We start from the raw sequence: 20,890 nt of genomic DNA, 5'->3' as shown, positions 1-20,890 counted from the left end.
GGGCCTTCAGCGAGGCTCGGATCGGGCACTTTGTTGTCGTTGCTCTGGGCGCCATCTTTTCGCGGCGACGTCGACAAGGAAAGGTGCGATGCGACCACTTCGCGGTGATTTCGGGACGCGCATTTGAACGACGCGCAAGCGCGACTCACAACTGCGAACAGATGTGTGGATCGATGGCCACGCGAACGCCGAACGAGGGCGCGCGCGTGCGAATCAGCGGTGATTCACGATGCCGATGCGGCATCGCGCAGGCGAAGCTCAGGCCTTCGCCGCGCGGTAGTCCTGCGGGCTGCGGCCGGTCCAGCGCACGAAGGCGTGGCGGAAGTTCGAGGCGTCGCTGTAGCCCAGCCGCTCGGCGATTTCCTCGGTGGTCATGCGCGTGGTGCGCAGGTACTCGATGGCCAGCACGCGGCGCACGTCGGCCAGGATGCCGCGGTAGGTCGTGCCTTCGGTCTCGAGCCGACGGCGCAAGGTGCGCGGATGGATCGACAGCTCCGAAGCCATCGGCTCGATGGTCGGAAAGCGCCACGGCATGTGGTCGATCAGCGTGCGCCGCACCACCGACGACACACCGCCCGAGCGCGGCAGATCGGCCAGCACCTGCTGGCACATCTCGCTCACCATCGCATGCGTGACCGAGTCGGGCAGCCGCGAGGGATGGCCCACCCACGGCGAGCCCACATGCAATTCGTCGCGCGGCTGGCCGAACGCCACGGGGCAGCAGAACAGCGTGCGATAGGCGCCCAAATCTTCGGGCTCGGCAAAGCGCACATGCAATGCGGAAAGACCGAACGACGGCCCGAAGAGATCGCGCCCCAGCCGCAGGTGCACCGCAAAGGCGAACTCGAGCGCGAAGCGGTACAGCGGGTCTTGCGGGTCGGACGACAGCAGCACCTCGTAGGGCAGCACCGCCATGCCGCCGCTGCAGGTGTACGACACCGGCCCGGCCACGGGGCCCATGACGCGGTTGTACTTGATGGTGAAGTCCATCAGGTCGGCATGCGTGGGGCTGCTCAGCAGCCCGTAGCCGTACATGCCGTAGGCCGTGAGGTGCATGCGGATGCCCGCGCGAAAGGCAATGCTGGGACCGGGCGCCAGACGCACCGCGTTGCGGAAGACCACGGCCGCCTGCTCGTAGGAAATCCGCGTCGCCGGTGCGCGCAGCTGGTCTTCCGTCAGGCCACTTCCGCTCAGGGTTTGTTCCGGTGCGATGCCTTCTTCGACCAGGGTGGCGACGATGGCTGCGACGCGCTGGGGTCCGTAGACGCGTGACGCGAAGTCGGGTGGCGAACGATGCACGACGATTCAATCCCTTCAGAACACATGCCTTCGATGGCGGGCCGCCACTGGCCTCGCACTCCAAGGTCGTCGCAGGATATCGAAGCGTTCTGCACGCGCAGACTCGGAGTTTCCCGATAGCGCCAAATTGTCCCGAAGTCACTCCCGGTTGGTCTGAACGAACCTTTCTCGCGCTGGTGCCCCACGGAAAGATCGTCCACGAAACACCGTCCCGGCCGCAGGGCACAAAGCGCAACGCGCGACGGTTGCCTTTCGCTTCTCTTCCTTTCTCTCCCCTTCCTTTTCACCGCCACGCCCCATGCAACGCGACCCCTCTTCCCCTTCGCTCGCTTCGTCCAACGGCATCGAGCTGGCCTACGACTGCTTCGGCGATCCGGCAGCATCACCGCTGCTGCTCATCATGGGCCTGGGCACGCAGATGATTGCGTGGGACGAAGCCTTCTGCGAGCGCCTGGCCGGTCGCGGCTACCGCGTCATCCGCTTCGACAACCGCGACATCGGACAGTCCACGCGCCTGAGCGCCGCGGGTATTCCCGACGTGGCCAAGCTGCTCGGGCAGGCGCTTGCCGGCGTGCCGGTGAGCGCGAGCCAGGTGCCGTACACGCTGGCCCACATGGCCGACGATGCGGTCGGCCTGCTCGACGCACTGGGCATCGATCGCGCCCACATCGTCGGCGCCTCGATGGGCGGCGCCATCGGCCAGGAGATCGCGCTGCGCCATCCGGCGCGCGTGCGCACGCTGGTGTCGATCATGGCCACCAGCGGCGCCCCCGACCTGCCGCCGCCCCAACCCCAGGCACTGCAGGTGCTGCTCACGCCCACGCCGCTGGACCGCGACGGCTACATCGCGCGCCAGCAGCAGGTGATGAAGGTGCTGCGCGCCGGTTCGCATCCGGACGAAGAGGCGCTCGATGCCGCGCGCGCGGAACGCAGTTTCGAACGCGGCCTGCACCCGGCCGGCTACGCGCGCCAGCTCGCGGCCATCATCGCGTCAGGCAGCCGCAGGGAGCGGCTGGCGTCGCTGAAGGCGCCGACGCTGGTGATCCACGGCGATGTCGATCCGCTGGTGCCGATCGAATGCGGGAAGGACGTGGCGCGCCACGTGCCCGGCGCGCGGATGGTGACCATCGAGGGCATGGGGCATGCGCTGCCGAAGGTGACGTGGGCGCCGGTGATCGATGCGATTGCGGGGCACGCGGTCGTGGGCCGCTGATTTCTTTCGGGCCTCGGGCGGCCCGGCCCGTCAGCGCATGCGCGCCCGGTGCGCCGCGCCGGCGCGCTCGACGAGGTCGAGGTCGAACGCCGTCAGCTCGGCGATGCGCACGTCGGCCAGGGCAAGCACCTCGGGACCGAGCGGGAACTCCGGCCCGGGCGCCGCGATGATGCCCATGCCGGCCGCACGCAGCGAGCGGATGCCGTTGCCGGAGTCCTCGACGCCGACGGCGTGCTCGGGCTTCACCCCGATCTTCTGCAGCACGTCGAGGTAGATGTCGGGAGCCGGCTTGCCGTGCGCGACATCGTCGCCATACGTGGTGGCCAGGAAGACCTTGTCGAGGCCCGTCACCTTCATCACGTGCGCCGCCAGTTCGTTCGGTGAGCCGGAGGCCAGCGCGACCTTGTAGCGGGTCGCCGCCAGGCGCACCGCGGCGATGGCACCTTCGCGCTCGGGCAGGTGCACCTCGTACTTCGCCAGCAGGCGCGCCTTGATCTCGCGGGCGATCGCGGCCTCGTCCATGCCGAGCCTGGCGCGCAGGTCGAGCCGCTCGACCATGAGGCGCGACCACATGCGGGTATTGCATCCCATGGTGGATTCCTGGTCCTCGGCGCTCCAGGTCATGCCGTGGTCTGCGGCGAACTCCTCGCGGGCCTGGCGCCAGAGCACTTCCGAATCGATCAGGATGCCGTCCATGTCGAAGACGACGGCTTGGATGGTGGTCATGAAAAAGGCTTTCCTTGCGTGTGACAGTCGAATTCAGGGGGCCAGCCGGCGCTGCAGCGAAGCCGCCAGCGTCTGCAGGATCAGGCAGCATGAGGTGGCGCCGGCGTCGAGCACGCCGATCGAGCGCGCACCCAGCCGCGCCGAACGGCCGATGCGGGCCTGCAGGTCCTTGGTCGCGTCGCGCCCCTTCTGTGCGGCAGCACTCATGGCCTGCAGGCAGGCAGCGAAACCTGCGCCATTGGCGAGCGCGGCGGCGTAGGCATCGCGCGCCGGCACGAGCGCGTCGATCAGCGTCTTGTCGCCGACCTGGGCATTGCCCATCGCCTGCACGTTGGCAACCGCCACGGCCAGCGCCTCGCCGAACAGCGCCGCATCGAGTTGTTCATGCGGCGCCAGGGTGTCGACGAAGCCGATAAAGAAGCGGCCATAGAGCGGCCCCATCGAGCCGCCGATGTCGTCCATCAGCGCCTGCGACAGCTGCTCGAGCGCACCGGGCAGCGACGCGGCGCGCGGGCCGAGCGCGTCCAGGCGCGTGCCGCAGCCGGTGAAGCCCTTGGCCATGTTGATGCCGTGGTCGCCGTCGCCGATCAGGCCGTCGATTTCGCTCAGGTGCTGCCGGTTCACGACGATGGCCTCGATGAGGTCGCGCACCACGGAGCCCGCCTCCGGGAGGGCCAGCGTGGCCCCGCTCACCGTGCGTGTGTGCACGCCGGCGCCCGAAGACATCGTCGCCGTGGCCACGGAAGGGTGCATGCGTGCGCTCCCGCTGTAGGTGCGGCCCTGCGCGGTGTCGCCGGGCACGCTCAGCCCGACGCTGCGGCAGGGGTGCTTCAGGCAGGTCTCGAGTTCGTCGTCGAGCTTCATGAGGGTCAGCGTCACGCCCATCATCTCGAGCGAGGTGAAGAGGTTGCCGACCTGGTTGAACGCCACCGTGATGCCCTTGGCCAGCAGGCGCTGCGCTATCTCTCCGTAGAGGATGTACTGCTCCATCACCGGCGTGGCGCCGAGCCCCGAGATCAGCACCGCGACCCGGTCGCCGGCGCTGAACGGCAGGTCGGGCAGCACGACATCGAGCATGAGCTGCGCCATCTCGGCGGCGCTCGCCGTCGCCCGCACGTCGATGCCGGGTTCGCCGTGGTGTCCGATGCCGACCTCCATCGTGCCGGGCTCGATGTGGAAGTTGGCCTTGCCGACCGCGGGGATCACGCAGGCGGACAGGCCCACGCCGATGCTGCGTGTGTTCGCGATGGCCTTCTGCGCCGCGGCGATCACCTCGTCGAGGGAAGCGCCGAGCGCGGCCTTGGCGGCACCGACCTTCCACATGAAGATCTCTCCCGCGACACCGCGGCGCCGTGCCTCGTCGCCCTTCGCGGCCGAGGGCACGTCGTCGTTGGCGACCACGGTCCTGACCACGATGCCCTCACGCTCGGCCATCTGGCGAGCCATGCCGACGTTCATGTTGTCGCCGGCGTAGTTGCCGTAGAGGCAGGCCACGCCCGCGCCGCCGTCGGCCGTGCGGATCGCGTCCAGGAAGCTCTTGGCCGTGGGCGAGGAAAAGATCTCCCCGACGGCCACGGCATCGACCATGCCGTCTCCCACATAACCGAGGAACGCCGGCTCGTGCCCCGACCCGCCGCCGGTCACGACACCGACCTTGCCGCGCTCGGGCGCTCGGGCGCGCTTGACGACGCGCGGGTTGGCCGGCAATGCCTCGACGCTGTCGCCGTGGGCCAGCAACCAGCCCCCGAGCATGTCCTCGACGACGCGATCGGGGTGGTTGACGACACGGTTCATGGACATAAAGCAGGTCTCCTGGGTAAGGGCGGGGCCGGACGCGGCCCGCGGGGTGTGCGCGAAGGGATGGCTCTACAGGGCCGCGGCGAGCGAAGCAGGGGCAGCGGCAGGCGACGTGGCCGGCGGCACGGCGGCGGCGGAGCCCAGCGCCGCACGCTCCGCCGCGATGAGTTCGCGGTAGGCCGCAAGCTGCCGGCGGGTGTCGTCGCTCGACCAGCCCAGGTACGGCGCGATGCACCCGGCCACGAACGGGGCCAGGGCCAGCCCGCCATCGGCGAGTTCGATCGACAGGTGGGTGCGGCGCGTCATCACGTCGGTCAGCGTGTGCGCGCCCTCGGCGACGACGGCATGCACGAGTTCGGCGACCAGGTAGTGCGAGGCACCGGGCAGCGTCGCGCGCAGTGCAGGCCTGGCCCGCGCGAGCGCCCGCAGGTCGCGCACCCGGTCGCCGTGCCGCTGCAGCAGGCGGCCCGCATCGCCGATGCCCATGCCGAAGTGCCGCGCCAGGTCGCCGGCGCTGTCGCGCACCGCGGCCCAGTCGCCGGCCCCGACCAGCGGCAGCGAGGCCGTGGACGATGGCGTGCCCACCCCCAGGGGCCGCACCGCGGCATCGACCGCGTCGGCCGCCATGCGGCGGTAGGTCGTGTACTTGCCGCCGACGACGGTGGTGAGGCCGGGCGGCCCGTCGATCACCGCGTGGTCGCGCAGCAGTGCGGACGTCGAATCGGTGGCGCCGACCGACTTCAGCAGCGGGCGCAGGCCGGCGAAGGTGCCGAGCACGTCGGCGCGGCCGACCTTGCGTTCGAGGTAGGCATTGAGGTTGTCGAGCAGGTAGTCGACATCGGCCGCTTCGGCAACCGGCTGTGACTTGTCGCCGTGCCACGGCGTGTCGGTGGTGCCGACGAGCCAGTAGCCGTACCAGCGGCGCGCGATGATGACGGAATCGGTGGCGCGGGCGAGGATGCCGGTGTCGGACTGCAGCGCTTCCGGCCGCAGCAGGATGTGCACGCCCTTCGCGGGTTGCACCCGGAAGCTGTTGGCGCCCGCGCGCTGCTGGATGTCGTCGGCCCAGATGCCGGTGGCGCTGATCACCGCGCGGGCGGCCAGGCGATGGCGTTCGCCGGTGAGGGTGTCTTGCACCACGACGCCCGCGACGCGCTCGCCGTCCTTGATGAACTCGACCATGGGCGCCCGCGTGATGACCCGGGCGCCGCGACCGGCCGCCGTGCGCACGACCGCGAGCGTGTGGCGCGCATCGTCCATCAGCGCGTCATGGAACTGGACACCGCCGACCACGCGCTGCGCATCGATCGAGGGGATGTGCCGCTTGAGCGCCGCCCGGCCGAAATGGCGCTGGCGCGGGACGGCACCGCCCTTCAGGCCGAAGAGGTCGTAGAGCAGCACGCCGGCGCCGACATAGGGCCGCTCCCACCAGGCGCGGGTGAGCGGATAGAGAAAAGACTCCGGGCGGGCAATGTGCGGGCACAGGACCTTGACCATCAGGTCGCGCTCCTCGATCGCATGCGCCACCAGCTTGAAGTTGAGCTGCTCGAGGTAGCGCAGGCCGCCGTGAAAGGTTTTTCCCGAACGCGACGAGGTGCCGGTGGCGATGTCGCCGGCCTCGACCAGCACCACCGAGAGTCCGCGCGCGACGGCATCGAGCGCGGCGCCCGCGCCGGTCACGCCCGCGCCGATCACGAGCACGTCGGCCACGCTGCGCGAGGCTTCGGCCAGGTCGCGCCGCCGCTGCGCGGGATGGAGCCAGGTCGCGTCGGCCGGCTCGAAGGCCCGCGCCAGCACGGCGGGCGAGACGAAGTCGTTCATCGGATCTCCTGCACGGCGGCATCGAGGTGGGCACGCCGGATGTCGGCCAGGGCCTGCCAGGGCGCCCTCGCCCGCTGTGCGGTTTCGCGGTACTGCCCGTAGATCTGGTCGTAGAGCGCGGTCTGGCCCGGGTCCGGCAAGGTGACCGCCTCGTCGAGGTAGGCATCGACCCACTGGGGCAGCATCTGGTGAAGGCTGGCGTGGCTGTCGATCGACAGCGCGGCGGTGATGGCCGCGCCTGCGGCGCCGCACTCCTCGCGGTTCGACACGCGCACCGGGCGCCCGGTGACCGACGCGATCATCTGCCGCAGCGCCAGGCTGCGTGCCGCGCCGCCGGACAGGCGGATCTCCTCGGGCAGCGTGCCGAGCGCGGTGTAGCAGTCGCGCGTGGCCATCGCGATGCCTTCGAAGACCGCACGCGACAGGCCCGCCACGCCCAGCGTGGCACTGAAGCCGCTGAGCTGCGCACGGGCGCTCGCGTCGACAAAGGGGCCGCGCTCGCCGCTTTGCGCGATGTAGGGGTGGTAGACCGCCTGTGCGGGTGCGGTGGACAGCACCAGCGCATCGAGCCGCTCCAGCATCTGCGCGTGCGGCAACGCCGCGCCGCCGGCCAGTTCGGCCGCGCTGCCGAGCAGCCGGAGCAGCCAGTCGATGTTCAGCGTCGCCGCCATGTGCGAGACCAGACGGACCCGCAGGCCCGGCGCGGGCATCGCGATGGTGTAGCCGGCTTCGGCGCTGGGTTCGATGGCCGCCGTGTTGTCGGTGACCCAGCCGTGCATGCCGGTGCTGCCGAGCACCGAGCAGCCGACGTGCCGCAGCCCGCCCTGCGCATCGAACGCCATGCCGCCGGCGCCGAGCACGCACAGCGGCACGTCCATGAGCGGCAGCACCACCGGCAGGCCTTCGGGTAGCCCCGTCTCGGTGGCGGCGGTGCGGGTCAGCGGCGCATGGCTGCGGGTGCCGTCGACGATCGGCGGCAGCAGGTGCTTGATGGCGCCCAGGCCGAGCAGCGCCAGGGTCTCGTCGTCGTAGGCCAGGCTCCTGAAGTTGCCGAAGGTATAGACGCCTTCGCAGGGGCTGGTCGCACGCACGCCCGTGGCCTTGAAGAAGAGCCAGTCCTTGCAATGCATGGCCGATGCGGCCCGTGCCAGGCGCTCGGGCTGGTGCGCCTGCAGCCACAGCAGCTGGCCGCTTTGCATCGACGGGTTGAGCGCGTTGCCGGTGCGCGCGGCGACGAGCCGCGAGGCCGGCGTCTCGCGCAGTGCCTGCACGTGACGGCCGGCGCGCGCGTCGAGCCACAGCATCGCGGGCCCCACCGGGCGGCCATCGGCATCGACGAGCCAGGTCCCGTCGCCCTGGCCGGTGGCTGCCAGGGCCACCACGCGCGCCGCCAGGCCGGGGACGCGCGCGGCCAGCGCGCGCAGGGTGGCGGCGGTGTCGGTCCAGGTCCCGTCGAGGTCCTGCTCGGCTGCGCCGTCGGGGCCGAGCAGCACGCGGTTCGGCGTGCTGGCCACCGCCACCTGCCGGCCCTGCAGGTCGAAGGCCACGGCCTTGATGACCGAGGTTCCGGCGTCCACGCCGATGATGAGGTCGCGTGCCATGCGCGTCAGAGCCGGCCGTCGAACGAACGGGTTGCGTTCATCGGTGTTTCGCGTGGTACTTCTCGTCCAGCGCATCGATGGCGCGGACGTTGCGCGCCGACGTGCCGTGGGGGTCGAAGTGGGAGGACAGGTAGGCCTGCGCCACCGCCTTGGCCAGTTCGGCCCCGATCACCCGCGCCCCCATGGTGATGACCTGCGCGTTGTTGGAGAGCGCGGCGCGCTCTGCCGAGTAGGTGTCGTGCGTCTGCGCCGCGCGGATACCGGGCACCTTGTTGGCCGAGAGGCAGACACCGATGCCGGTTCCGCACACCAGGATCGCGCGGTCGTAGAGGCCGCTGAGGATGCCCTGGCAGACCCGGTCGGAGAGGTCGGCATAGAAGAAGTCGGCGTCCTCCTCGGGCAGGCCGATGTGGGTCACCTCGAGGCCCTCCCGGCCGGCGAAGTGCCTGGCCAGAACCTCGGCAAGGGGCGCGCCCGCGGTGTCCGCGGCAATGGCGATCTTCATGTGCTTTCCATTTCTTCGAACCGGCTGTGCAACCGGCGGCGTCGCGTGGCGAGTGCCGCCGGAACCTTGCGGTGCCGGGGTGGCGTGACGTTGCTTGGGCTTACTTGTCCAGGACGAACGGCGAGGAGTACTTGGCGGCATTGCCCTTGGTGATCAGCAGGCAGTCGAACAGCTGCTTCTCGGTCTTGGCGCCGGTCTTGCCGGTTCGGATGAACGAGTCGGCCTGGTGCACGGCCGCAGCGGCGAACACCGCGACGGGCTGGAGCACCGTGTAGGCCAGCTCGCCGGCCTTGACCGAGGCCACCGAGTCCGGCGAACCGTCGAACCCGCCGACGACGACCCCGTTGAACTTGCCCGCCTTCTTGAGCGCGGCGATCGCGCCGAGCGCCATCTCGTCGTTGCCGCTGATGACGCCCTTGATGTCGGGGTGTGCCTGCATCAGCGACTGCATCTTGTTGTGCCCTTGCGTCCGGTTCCAGTTGGCGACTTCCGACCCGGCCTTGGCCAGGTCCGGGTACTGGCTCAGCACGGTCTTGAAGCCGTTCGACCGGGTCGCGGCGTTGTTGTCGGAAGGGGCGCCGACGAGCTCGACGTACTTGCCCTTGCTGCCCATCAGCTCGGCCCAGTGCTGGGCCCCGAGCGCGGCACCCTGGGCGTTGTTCGACACGAGCTGCGCCTGCGCCAGGCCCTCCTTGTTGATCTCGGCATTGACGAGGATCACGGGGATCTTCGCAGCCACCGCCTTCTGCACGGCACCCACCGAGCCGCTCGCGTTCGCCGGGTCGAGGATGATGGCGACCGACTTGTTGGTGATGGCCGTGTCGATCAGCCGGCTCTCGGTGTTGGTGTCGCCGGTGTGCGCGGCGACGACCGCGGTGTAGCCCAGTTTCTGCGCCGTGGCCTTGGCCACTTCGCCTTCGGTGAACCAGTAGGGGTTGGCGGGATCGTTCACGATGATCGTGATCAGCCCCTTGCCCTTGCCTTGGGCCCATGCCGGGCTGGCCATCAGGGGCGTGAGCGAGAGTGCAGCAAGCAGCGTGCGGCGGGTGGTGTTCAACATGACTTCGTCTCCTTGGTGGTTTCTTCTGGACAGATGCCGCGGCTGCGGCGGACGGGAATCTTTCAGGCCGTGGGCCGTGGCTGGGCGGGCACGGCCGGGGTCGCGGCACGCGCAGGCCGACGGCCGTACCGGATGGCGTTCAACAGCACCGCGAGCACGATCACGGCGCCCGTGAAGACGGTCTGCCAGTAGGAGGACACGCCGATGATCACGAGCCCATCGGACAGGAAGCCGATGACGAAGGCGCCGAGCAGCGTGCCGCGCACGTTGCCTCGCCCTCCGGTGAGCGCCGCGCCGCCCACCACGACGGCGGCGATCGCGGTGAGCTCGTAGGTGCTGCCCGCCGTCGGGCCGGCCGAAGTCAGTTGCGACGACAGGACCAGCCCCGCAATGGCCGCGCAGACACCGGACAGCACGTAGACGGTGACGGTCGTGAATCGCACGGGCACGCCCGACAGCTCGGCCGCCCGCGCGTTGCCGCCGCTCGCATACACCCAGCGCCCGAAGGCCGTGCGGTTGAGCAGCACGGCCGCCACCACCGCGACCATGGCAAGGACCAGCACGCCGACCGGCATGCCCAGGACCTGGTCGAAGCCGAGCCAGTTGAAGCCCGTGTTGCCCAACTCGGGCCGGCCGCCGAGGTTGTTGAAGGTCAGCCCGTTGGTGATCAGCAGCGCCACGCCGCGCGCGACGTACAGCACGCCCAGCGTGGCCACGAAAGCCGGCACCTTGAAGAAGGCGATCAGCACGCCGTTGACGGCCCCGACGAAGGCACCCAGTGCGCAGGTCAGCACCACCACGACCCAGACCGGCGGGTAGAGCACCAGGCCGAGCGCGTCGATCGTGACGCCCTGCATCAGGTAGCCGGCGACGACCCCGCACAGGCCGAGGGTCGACCCGACCGACAAATCGATGCCACCGGTGAGGATCACGATCAGCATGCCGATGGCCAGCAGCCCGAAGATGGCGACGTGCGACGACATGATCAGGAAGTTGCCGGTCGAGAAGTACACGGGCGACAGCAACGAGAACACGGCCACGATCGCGATCAGCGCGAAGAAGGCGCGCCCTTCGAGCAGCAGGCGAACGATGTCGATGCCGCCGCCTCCGCCGTTGGCAGAGCGGGAAGGCAGGGCTGGAGATGGGGCTTCGCTCATGGTGATGTCCGCTCGGAAGGCTTCATTCAGGCAACCATGGCTTCGCCCGAGGCGGCCATGATCATTTCTTTGGTGGCGTCGGCGCCGAACTGGGCCGAGATCCGCCCCCGTCGCATGACCACGATCCGGTGCGCGACGCCCAGGCATTCGCTCACCTCCGAGGTCGAGAACACGACCGCGAGGCCCTGCCGCGCGCGCTCGGCGAGCAGGCGGAACACCTCGGCCTTGGCGCCGACGTCGATGCCCCGGCTCGGCTCGTCGAGCAGCAGGACTTTCGGGTGCGTGGCGAGCATCTTTCCGATGACCACCTTCTGCTGGTTCCCGCCCGACAGCGATCCGATGGCCGCCTGGCCGCCGCTGGTCTTGACGGTGACGCGCCGGATCGATTCGTCGACGCATGCACGTTCCCGGGCCGGCGATGTGAAGCACCCGCGAACGAAGGCGCCGATGCTGGCCAGCGAGAGGTTCTGGCCGACGGTCATCGTCTGCACGAGGCCGTCGCGCTGGCGGTCTTCGGGCACCAGCGCGAGGCCCTTGGCGATGCGCTGCGCGATGCTCAGCCTCGACACGTCCCGCCCTTCGAGCAGCACACGCCCGCCGTCGAGTGCGCACCGGCCGGCCACGGCCTCCAGCAGCTCGGTACGACCCGCGCCCATCAACCCGTAGATGCAGACGATTTCGCCCGCCCGCACGTCGAGCGACACATGGTCGACGACGTCGGCGCCGGAGCTTTCGGTGAGGACGGCGTCCTCGATGGCCAGCGCGACTTCGCCGAAGTCGTAGCCGCCGGGTGGGCTGCCGAGATCGAAGTTCTCGCCGACCATGTGGCGCACGATCCATTCGAGATCGATCTCGGCACGCGGCGCCTTGGCGGTCATGGCACCGTCGCGCAGCACCACCGCGTGGTCGGTGATCTGCAGCGCCTCCTCCAGGTGGTGCGAGATGTAGACGATCGACACCCCTCGCGCCGTGAGGTCGCGGATCACCTTGAACAGCGCCTCCACCTCCGTCGCCGAGAGCGCCGACGTGGGCTCGTCCATGATCAGGATGCGGCTGTTGACCGACAGCGCACGCGCGATCTCGACGATCTGCTGCTGCCCGAGGCGCAGGTCTTCGACCAAGGTCAACGGATCGATCGCTTCCTCGAGCTCTGCCATCAGCGCCCGCGTGCGTCGCGCCTCTTCGGCAAAGTCGACGCCGGTGACGGTGTGCAGCTCGCGGCCCATGAAGACGTTGTCGCGCACCGAGAGGTTCGGTGCCAGGCTCAGCTCCTGGTGAATGATGGAGATGCCGCGTTCGCGTGCGTCGGCAGCCGACGCCAGGACCACCGGCACGCCGTCGAGCACGATGTCGCCCGACGTGGGCGTGACCACGCCCGAGAGGATCTTCATCAGCGTGGACTTGCCGGCGCCGTTTTCACCGAACAGCGTCGTGACCTGTCCGCGGTGGATGTCGAAGTTCACGCCCTTGAGCGCCTGCACGCTGCCGTACGACTTGGCGATGTTCCGCGCCGACAGCACGATCGCGCTGTCGGGATGACGGGCGATGCCAGCGGCGCTCATTGCACGCCCAGCCGCACGGGCGTGACGAGCCAGCTCGACGGATTGATGAACTGGAACACACCGACGACGTCGACCTTCTTGCCGGTGAGCGTGTCGCGGTCGAGCGTGCCGAGCACCTGCGCCTTGACCTCGTTGTTCAGTGCCGAGCCCGCGTCCTGGTAGTCGATCTGGTTGGTGAACTGGCCGAAGGCCACCGTGCCCGTGGCGTCGCGCATCTCGGTGCCGTTGAGGGCCGGCCCGGTCTGCACGCGAAGCTGCAGCCCCTGCGGCAGGCCGTCGACCGCCACCGTGAAGATGCCCGCACGGCCCTCGCCGACGGTCCCGGTGAACCGGACCGGGAAGATCGGCCCGACGCTTCCGGGCTTGCCGTACATTTCGCCCGCGGCCGCCTTGTCCGCTGCGAGGGCCTGCGCCAGCACCGGGGCGTCGACAGCCGCCTTTTCGATCAGGGCCCGAATGGGTGCGAATGCCTTCTTGCCGTAGGCCTCGGCCGAGAACGCGTCGACCCGTGCGTCTTCGCTGGAGCCGATGCGGACCGCCTTGGTGTCCAGCGCCATCGCCACGCACAGCAGCAGGAGCACCGCCGTCCACACGCAGGCCGACGTCCGCAGACGGAACGGTCTGCGCGCGGAAATTTCGAGCTGGGCGCCCATGCGAACCTCCTCCCTGTTGATCTTCTTGAACCTGTCTGCTCCGGTCGACGTTGGCGCTCTAGGGGCACCGACTCCGACGGCCGGAAGATGGCGGCCCGGTCAGCGGCGCTGACTGGCCTGATGGCGCAGGCACAGCTGCGCGGTCGCCTCGTCGACGATCAGCTCGGTGATCAGGCCGGTGTTGAGCACCGCGCAGATCGCCTCGGCCTTGTACGTGCCACCGGCCACCGCGAGCACGTCGCGCCCGCGCAGGTCGTCCAGCGACGCACCGACCGCGCGTTCGTTCATCTCGCACTTCACCGGTTCGCCGTTCGACGCCACGAAACAGCCGGCGAGTTCGCCGACCGCCCCCGCCTTGCGCAGCGCCGCCAGCTCCTTGGCCGTGACCGACTGGGTGCGCAGCAGATGGGTGTCCGGCCCCAGGTCACCGACACCAACGACGCAGAGCTGGCACTCGCGCACGAGCTCGAGCACGTGCTGCACGCCACGCTGGGCGCGCAGCACCTGAGCGTCGGCCCGGCTGTCGGCCAGGAACGGCACCGGCATGAAGTAGCACTCGCCACCCGTGCGTTCGGCCAGCTTGGCAATCAGGTCGAACGGGTTCGCGGCGGAGCGGCGCGTCAGGCTGCCCAGGAGCGAGATGAAGCGCGTGTCCTTGCGATTCGCCGCGGGCATCCGCTCGACCATCGCAGCCAGCGTGCGACCGTGGCCCACACCGATGGTGCGCACCTCGCCGGCGTCGAGGACACGGGTCAGCTGGCGCGCGGCAGCCACTGCCAGCGCGGGGATCGCATCGATGGCATCGTCCAGGTCGGCCTGCGTGGTCGGGACGACCACGCAGCGCTTCAGGCCGAAGGCTTCCACCAGCTTGTCTTCGAGCGCCATGCATTCGGCCGGCACACCTTCCACGAAGAACTTGATCAGCCCGCTCTGCATGGCCGAGGCGATCAGCCGCTGCACCTTGACGCGCGACACGCCGAGGCGCTCGGCGATCTGCTCCTGCGTGTGGCCGCCCACATAGGCCAGCCATGCGGCGCGGATGGAAAGACTCAGTTCGGGGTCCATGTCGTGTATTTTGTGAACATTTGATCTTCAACTGCTCAATTGATCAGATGGGTGAACTTTAGGGATTGCGGGTGGGCCAGTCAACGAACGCGCTCTCGGTGTTTTCCCGCGCCATCGAACACGCCGCACCTTGACCGGGCGGGGCAATGGATGGGGAGGATGAGTCCCGGCGCGAAGCGAGTCGCCCGGGGCTTGCAACTACTCGCTCGAGACGCCAGTCCGCCTCCAGGCCTGCGCATGGCCCAGGAAGGCGCGAAGCTGCGAGGGCCGCACCGGCTTGACGAGCACCGGCAGGCCGACCTCGCGTGCCGCCGCCAGCGAATCGCCGCCGACGTCGCCGGTCACGATCAACGCAGGCAGGTCGGCTTCGTTCAACGCAAGGCGCAGGTCCGCGATGGCCTGCAGGCCACTCGCCTGCAGGCCGAGCCGCAGGTCCACCACCAGCGCATCGGGCCGGAAGCCCGCCTGCAGGCACGCCAGCGCGCCCGCCATGTCGCTCGCGGCGCGGACCTCCGTGCCCCAGGAAGCCAGCAGCCCCTGAAGCGCCTGCAACGAACTCTGGTCGTCGTCGAGCACGAGCACGCGCGCGGCCAATGCGGCGGTCGGTGACGCGGCGAGCCGTTCGGCATCGTCCGCCCGATCGCTCTCGGCCGCATCGGCCAACGGCACCTGCACGTCGAACACGCTGCCCTGCCCCGGCTGCGAGCGCACGGTCACGCGCAGGTCGAGCAGTTCGCTCAATCGCTTCACGGTCGCGAGGCCCAGGCCGTAGCCCAGGCGGCGGTCGCGCGCGGGGTTATCGATTTGATAGAACTCGTCGAAGACGTGCGGCAGGTGCTCGGGCGCGATGCCGATGCCCGTGTCTTCGATGGTCAGGCTCAGCCGGCCGTTGTCGACCCGGCCACCGATCCGCACGGTGCCCTGGTGCGTGTAGCGGATGGCGTTCGCCAGCAGGTTGGTGACGACACGCGTGAGCAAGGCGCGGTCGCTGCGGACGGTGGCGGGGTCGATGGCCAGTTCGAACGTCAGCCCCTTGGCCGCGGCCACGGCCTGGTGCGGCCGGCAGCAGTCGCGCAGCAGCGCGTCGATGGCGAAGAGCGACCACTGTGGGTTGATCGACCCGGCATCGGCGCGCGTGATGTCGAGCAGATCGTCCACCACGTCGGTCATGCCGTCGGCGCAGGCCACCAGCTGCTCGGAGAGCGCCTGCACCTGCGGCTGTGTGCTGACCGTGTGCAGCGTCTGCGCCAGCAGCGCCATCGCGTTGAGCGGCTGGCGCAGGTCGTGATTGGCCGAGGCAAAAAAACGCATGCGTGCCGCCACGGCTTCTTCGGCGGTCTGTCGGGCCGAACGGCTGCGCTCGTTTTCGGCGCTCAGCGCGGTCACCAGTTCGGCATTGCGCCGGCGCTGCGCCTGGATCTCGTGCAGCGCGCGCGAGAGCTCCCGGGAACTCAGCAGCGTGTAGACGCCGATCAGCGTCACGATCATCGCCATGGCCAAGTGGTAGCTGCCGCCGAACCAGATGTCGCGCAGCACCAGCGGGCCGAGGATGAGACCCACATAGACGATGGCCGACCGCTCCATCGTCGAGAGCCGGATCGCGCCGCCGAGCGAGACGGTGACCATCGTGATGTGAAGGATGGCCTCGGCCTGCGCCGGCCCGTCGTTCTGCAGCAGGACGCACAAGACGCCCCACGACAAGGCCAGGCTCTGGCTGCTGGCCATGAGGGGCAGTGCCATCGCCGCGAGGTTCGATCGAAGGCCGGGTCGCAGCGCCCATGCCACCCAGATGCCGCCCCGCACGGCCACGAGGAAGCAGTAGACGGCGAACCACGCCTGCATGCGCGCGCCGTCCGCGCCCGTCGCGTATTCGCGATAGCACAGGTACCCGCCGAGCGCAGCCAGCATCCACGCCCACGGCGTGGTCCGGATCATCTGCTCGACCTGCTGGAGCTGGAGGTCCGAGAAGCGCAGGCACGCGACGATGAGGCCACGCACACCGGGGTCGCGCGGCGCTTTCAGCGGCGATGCGAGAGCGGCAGGCCCCGAAGGCTTCATCGTGGCTCCAGCAGCAGCCCCGCGCGCCGCGCCTGGACCAGCAGGTGGGTGCGGTTGCGCGCATCCATCGTGTCGAGCAGCGCCGTGATGTGGAGCTTGACCGTGCGCTCCGCGATCGCCAGTTCGGCGGCGATCTGCTTGTTCTGGCGGCCCTGCGCCACCAGCAGCAGCACTTCGAGCTGGCGCGGCGTGAGGCTCGCGACCGGCAGGCCGGTGCGCGAGGTCAGCACGTCGAAAGACTCGCCGCCCGCGGCCACCTCGTCCAGCGCCGCTGCGATGTGCGCCACCGAGCGCGACTTGCCGATGAAGCCGGCCGCACCCGCAGCGCGTGCGCGTGCGGCGAGTGCGGGTTCTTCATCGCCCGAGATCATCAGGCGCGACACGAGGGGATGCCGGGCGCCGAAGAGGCGCAGGCCTTCGAGGCCGTCTTCACCGCCCAGGCGGTAGTCGATCAGCACGATGTCGGGCGCGCATTGCGAGGCGCGCGCCACGCCCTCGGCCAGCGAGAGCGCGGTCTGCACTTCGAAGTCGGGGCGGGCGTGCGTCAGCGCATGCGCAAAGCCGACACCGAACAGCGGGTGATCGTCGACAAGCAGGAGTTTCATGGTGCCGTGATCCTCGGGTGCGGGCCCGGCCCGCGCCCTCTCCTCGTAGGGCGCCATTGTTGTCCACGCCGGCGCGTCGGTGCCACGCCGGCTGTCGCGAAGCCTCAGTTGCAACGACCGGCCGCGCGCAGCAGCGCATTGCAGGCCGGCGCGGGGGCGGTCGCCGGCCGCGTGGCAGGACGACGTGCGGACGCGGGTGCGTCGCTCTGGCGCATCTCCTGGCAGATGGCATCGCTGACCACCCGGCCGACCACCGACACCGAACCCTCCACGTAGCAGCTGTAGACCCGCCCGCCGTCGGTGCGGGCCTGGAAGGTCGTCTGCACACCGCTGTCGGCCCGGTTCGAGATCGTGAACGCCTGCGGCGGCAGGCCCAACGCACGCGAGGTGTTCGTGACGATGGCGTCGTCGGTCACGGCATGCGAAGCGCAGCCACCCGCCAAAACAGCAGCGATGAGAAGCCAGGGCAGGCAGAAGAGCGTTCGTGAAGAGGTCATGCAGGGAGCCTATCGGGACACCTTGCAGCGGCCCATAGCACCTTCGGGCAGGTGCCCGAAGGTGCTATGGGCCACACGGGCAGCCGTCCCTACGATCCGCCCCTCTTGAACGAACAAGCAAGCACAGAAGGCGCCGGGCCCCGGCGCCAGCGGATGAGGAGGAACACAGACATGACGAAGACGAGCAGCTACGGACGGTGGATGGTGTGCGCAGGGGTGCTGGCCCTGCTGGCGGCCTGCGGAGGTAGTGGCGGGGGATCGGGCGGCGGCGCGTTGCCGCCCCTGGGCGTCTTTCCGCCCGCGCCCCCGCCGGCGGCAGTGACGCATCGCCTGGAGGTCGGCATCACCGGCAACGGACGCGTCGGATCGCAACCCGCGGGCATCGACTGCACCGACCGCTGCAGTGCGGATTTCAATGCGGGCACCGAGGTCGTCCTCGCAGCCACACCGGCCGCGGGACAGGTGCTCGGCAACTGGGGCGGTGCATGCAGCGGCAACGCCAGCACCTGCACCGTGCGGATGGATGCCGCGCTCGACGTGACGGCCACCTTCGTCGCCGCACCGCCGGTGATCGGCTGGGGCGATGCGTCGGCGCTGTCGGCCGGCGGCGCCAGCCTGCCGAAGACTGCGATCGATGCGCAGGGGCGCGCGCTGGTCGTGTGGCGCCAGATCGAAGGCAACCCCCAGGTGGATCGGTTGTGGGGCAGCCGCTACCTGCCCGGCAGCGGCTGGACCGCACCGCAGCGCCTCGAGGCCAACGCCGGCGGCGTGCGCGACATCCGTATCGCCATCGACAAGCCCAGCGGCCGCGCCGTCGTGCTGTGGACCCAGCTGAGTTCCGTGACCGGCTACGACCTGTGGGCGCTGCCCGTCGACCCCGCGGGCGGCTGGGGCAGCCCCGCGCTGCTGGAAACCGGCACCGGCATCGTCGGAAACGCCAGCGTGGGCATCGACGCCAATGGCAACGCCGTCGCCGTGTGGTCGCAGATCGGCCCGGCCACGCGCTTCAGCATCTACGCCAACCGCTACACCCCGGCCGGCGGCTGGGGCACCGCTGCGCTCATCGAGACCAACGAGGCCGTGGGCAGCGTCGACGGCGACCCGGCCGTCGTGGTCGCCGCGTCCGGCGAATCGGTCGCCGTGTGGAAGCGCTCCGACGGCAGCAGCGCCTCGCTCTGGACCAACCGCGCCAACGCAAGCGGCACCTGGACCACCGCCACCGAACTCGTGCCCGACACCGGCACCGGCCACTCCATCGGCGCCCACGACCTGGCGATCGACGCCGCCGGCAACGCCCTGCTCGCTTGGGGCCAGGCCGACCTGCCCGGCGGCAGCAACCAGTGGGAGAGCGCCGTGTGGTTCAAGCGCTTCTCGGCGGGGGCATGGCAGAGCAGCACCGCGCGCGTGGGCGCACCGTTCGTCGCCACGCAGGCGCTGTTGAGCACGCCCGTGCTGCGCATGAATGCGGCGGGTGCGGCGGTCGTGAGCTGGGGGCGGCTGGACAACGCGCTCATGGCGGCGACGGCGGCACCGGGGGCGGCGTTCAGCGCGGACCGTGTGGTGCGGGCAGCGGCTTCGCAGGCGCTGGCGAGCTTGCCTGCGTTGGGTGTGGACGATGCGACCAATGCGCTGGTGGCGTGGGCACAGGCGAATGGGGTGGGGACGAGCGATCTGTACGCGGCCCGGCACACGCTGGCGGATGGCTGGGGGACGCCTGTGGCTCAGGAGGGCACGGACGAGATTGCGACTTCGCCGGACCTGGCGATGAATGAAGTGGGGAATGCGGTGCTGGCCTGGCAGCAGTTTGAGGCGGCGAGTGGGACGCGCATTCTGGTGCGGCGGTATGGGTCGGGGAGGTAGGGTGGGTGGAGGGGCAAATGCCTTGCCCCGATCGCAGTTCACAGAACATGCATCAAATCGCCCCCCATCCTCGCCACCATAGTGCAAACACGACATGTCGGCTCAGATCCCTGGTGCCAATCAGTCAATCGAAAAGCACTACTTCAAGAATCCTTTTTCCTTTCTCAGGATTCGCCTCGAGTTGAGAGCACCAACGATATCTTTTTCATGAACTCTGGAGAGCAATCCTCACGCTCGAGAAACTTCCCAGACGAGACTCTCGCTTCAACGGCCTCGGTAGCGTCAAGCTTCGCAAACCGGTACTCCACGAAGCTGTTATGCATGATGGAGTGGATGCTCTCTTCCAGTCATCATGCAAGCTGGCTCGCGAGGGTCGTCCTCCCTCGGCGTGTTTATGCCTGACATCAAGACCAAGGGCCGACCTTCATAACCGTCAACGACGGCGGGGGCAAGCGCCAAAACACCACTTTTCGAGGCATACGCTATCGTCCATGCTCCGCATACAAGGAGTAGGACATGGAAGAACTGTTGCGTCGCATCGTTGAACAGAACGATGCCTTGATCGGTCTGAACAACCGGAAGCTCTCGGCTCTGCAAGACGTTGTCGACAAACTGGACTCGGTCTACAGCCAGCTGATCCTCAACGACGTGAGCTCCGAAGTCACAACCGTTTCGATGTACGTGCAGCAAGCCGTGAGTGCCATCGAGACAGTGGCGGACAAGATAGACGAACTGGGCGACAAGATAGACGACGTGGGAGACAAGCTAGAGGACTAGCTAGTCCACGTTTTCACCTTAGCCTGAACCTGCATCGGCGCTATCTCAGCGAAGAGTAGCGCGCGACGGAGGCGGCGAATTTGGCGAGTCTCGGGAACGGGCAGAAAGCTAGCTCGGCAAACTTGCCGAGCACAGAAGTTAGCCAGTCAGATCCTGCCCAGATGTTCAACCTGAGCATCTGGGCAGCGTGAAGACCGCAGCGAAAGCTGCTCCACTCCGGCGATGACGAGCTTGTACACGCGGTCGAGTGGAGGCGTTTATGTCAAGTGTGGTCATGCCGCACTCGCCTAGCGCCACGATGTTGACGCCGTTGCAGATGCCGAGCAACTCGCACTCCTCGTTGACCTACAGCGTCACATCGCCAACAGCAGCCATCAACGGTGGCGCGGATGCTCGGAGTAGCGAATTAGCCAAGACCCACAGGCCGCAGCCCTTCTCGATCAAGCGCGCCGGGGCCAACGCGGTTTCTGCATGGAGCTACACCATACATCGAGTTTTCGACCGCAAGCACGGCCACGGCAGCGGGAGCGAAGGGCCGTGGCGAAGTCAGTTGATTAGTAATAGTCCGACGGTGACCGTTATTGACGCGCTCACTCGCGGGCGTTCAGTCGAGCATTGACCTCGTCGATGTCGA

17 protein-coding genes are annotated in these 20,890 nt (G+C 69.0%); 3 read left to right on the top strand and 14 right to left on the bottom strand.

What is annotated here, in order from left to right:
* Positions 1 to 258: 258 nt before the first annotated feature.
* Positions 259 to 1,299, bottom strand: a complete 1,041-nt coding sequence (locus AC07XP_RS21180) for an AraC family transcriptional regulator (RefSeq protein ID WP_495265779.1) — start codon at positions 1,297 to 1,299, stop codon at positions 259 to 261.
* Positions 1,300 to 1,597: 298 nt separating this feature from the next.
* Between AC07XP_RS21180 and AC07XP_RS21175 the strand changes: the two genes are divergently transcribed.
* Positions 1,598 to 2,512: an alpha/beta fold hydrolase gene (locus AC07XP_RS21175; RefSeq protein ID WP_495265778.1), complete on the top strand. Its 915-nt coding sequence runs from the start codon at positions 1,598 to 1,600 to the stop codon at positions 2,510 to 2,512.
* Positions 2,513 to 2,542: 30 nt separating this feature from the next.
* Here AC07XP_RS21175 and AC07XP_RS21170 read toward each other — a convergent pair whose 3' ends face one another.
* The 13 genes from AC07XP_RS21170 to AC07XP_RS21110 form a co-directional block, all read right to left on the bottom strand.
* Positions 2,543 to 3,238, bottom strand: a complete 696-nt coding sequence (locus AC07XP_RS21170) for an HAD family hydrolase (protein ID WP_495265777.1) — start codon at positions 3,236 to 3,238, stop codon at positions 2,543 to 2,545.
* A gap of 33 nt (positions 3,239 to 3,271) precedes the next feature.
* The gene (gene dhaL / locus AC07XP_RS21165) at positions 3,272 to 5,038 is read right to left on the bottom strand and encodes a dihydroxyacetone kinase subunit DhaL (protein ID WP_495265776.1); all 1,767 of its coding nucleotides are present in this window, start codon (positions 5,036 to 5,038) and stop codon (positions 3,272 to 3,274) included.
* A gap of 66 nt (positions 5,039 to 5,104) precedes the next feature.
* On the bottom strand, positions 5,105 to 6,856 hold the full coding sequence (locus AC07XP_RS21160) for a glycerol-3-phosphate dehydrogenase/oxidase (RefSeq protein ID WP_495265775.1): 1,752 nt from the start codon (positions 6,854 to 6,856) through the stop codon (positions 5,105 to 5,107).
* Positions 6,853 to 8,457: an FGGY family carbohydrate kinase gene (locus tag AC07XP_RS21155; RefSeq protein ID WP_495265774.1), complete on the bottom strand. Its 1,605-nt coding sequence runs from the start codon at positions 8,455 to 8,457 to the stop codon at positions 6,853 to 6,855. The genes AC07XP_RS21160 and AC07XP_RS21155 overlap by 4 nt, the downstream gene beginning before the upstream one ends.
* Before the next feature lie 37 nt (positions 8,458 to 8,494).
* Positions 8,495 to 8,962 (bottom strand): D-erythrulose-4-phosphate isomerase, encoded by a 468-nt coding sequence (gene derI, locus AC07XP_RS21150; RefSeq protein WP_070062045.1) that lies wholly within the window; start codon positions 8,960 to 8,962, stop codon positions 8,495 to 8,497.
* Between the two features lie 100 nt (positions 8,963 to 9,062).
* Positions 9,063 to 10,022: a D-ribose ABC transporter substrate-binding protein gene (locus AC07XP_RS21145; protein ID WP_495265773.1), complete on the bottom strand. Its 960-nt coding sequence runs from the start codon at positions 10,020 to 10,022 to the stop codon at positions 9,063 to 9,065.
* A gap of 62 nt (positions 10,023 to 10,084) precedes the next feature.
* Positions 10,085 to 11,179, bottom strand: a complete 1,095-nt coding sequence (locus AC07XP_RS21140) for an ABC transporter permease (protein ID WP_495265772.1) — start codon at positions 11,177 to 11,179, stop codon at positions 10,085 to 10,087.
* 26 nt (positions 11,180 to 11,205) lie between these two features.
* Positions 11,206 to 12,741, bottom strand: a complete 1,536-nt coding sequence (locus AC07XP_RS21135; RefSeq protein WP_495265771.1) for a sugar ABC transporter ATP-binding protein — start codon at positions 12,739 to 12,741, stop codon at positions 11,206 to 11,208.
* Positions 12,738 to 13,394: a DUF2291 family protein gene (locus AC07XP_RS21130; protein ID WP_495265770.1), complete on the bottom strand. Its 657-nt coding sequence runs from the start codon at positions 13,392 to 13,394 to the stop codon at positions 12,738 to 12,740. The genes AC07XP_RS21135 and AC07XP_RS21130 overlap by 4 nt, the downstream gene beginning before the upstream one ends.
* A gap of 99 nt (positions 13,395 to 13,493) precedes the next feature.
* Complete coding sequence (locus tag AC07XP_RS21125) at positions 13,494 to 14,459, bottom strand: sugar-binding transcriptional regulator (RefSeq protein WP_495265769.1); 966 nt, start codon at positions 14,457 to 14,459, stop codon at positions 13,494 to 13,496.
* Positions 14,460 to 14,657: 198 nt separating this feature from the next.
* Positions 14,658 to 16,517 carry a sensor histidine kinase gene (locus AC07XP_RS21120; protein ID WP_495265768.1) on the bottom strand — a complete coding sequence of 620 codons (1,860 nt, stop codon included), beginning with the start codon at positions 16,515 to 16,517 and terminating at the stop codon, positions 14,658 to 14,660.
* A complete protein-coding gene (locus tag AC07XP_RS21115; RefSeq protein WP_070062039.1) occupies positions 16,514 to 17,122 on the bottom strand; it encodes a response regulator transcription factor in 609 nt (202 codons plus the stop codon). Before AC07XP_RS21115 ends, AC07XP_RS21120 begins: the two co-directional genes overlap by 4 nt.
* Positions 17,123 to 17,226: 104 nt before the next feature.
* Positions 17,227 to 17,619 carry a hypothetical protein gene (locus AC07XP_RS21110; protein WP_495265767.1) on the bottom strand — a complete coding sequence of 131 codons (393 nt, stop codon included), beginning with the start codon at positions 17,617 to 17,619 and terminating at the stop codon, positions 17,227 to 17,229.
* A gap of 171 nt (positions 17,620 to 17,790) precedes the next feature.
* Here AC07XP_RS21110 and AC07XP_RS21105 point away from each other — a divergent pair, with 171 nt between their 5' ends.
* Positions 17,791 to 19,479: an InlB B-repeat-containing protein gene (locus AC07XP_RS21105; RefSeq protein WP_495265766.1), complete on the top strand. Its 1,689-nt coding sequence runs from the start codon at positions 17,791 to 17,793 to the stop codon at positions 19,477 to 19,479.
* A gap of 516 nt (positions 19,480 to 19,995) precedes the next feature.
* Positions 19,996 to 20,256: a hypothetical protein gene (locus AC07XP_RS21100; RefSeq protein WP_495265765.1), complete on the top strand. Its 261-nt coding sequence runs from the start codon at positions 19,996 to 19,998 to the stop codon at positions 20,254 to 20,256.
* Positions 20,257 to 20,890 lie beyond the last annotated feature (634 nt).

Source organism: Variovorax sp. GW531-E2 (assembly GCF_059423125.1).
This window is presented reverse-complemented; position numbering and strand designations above follow the sequence as displayed.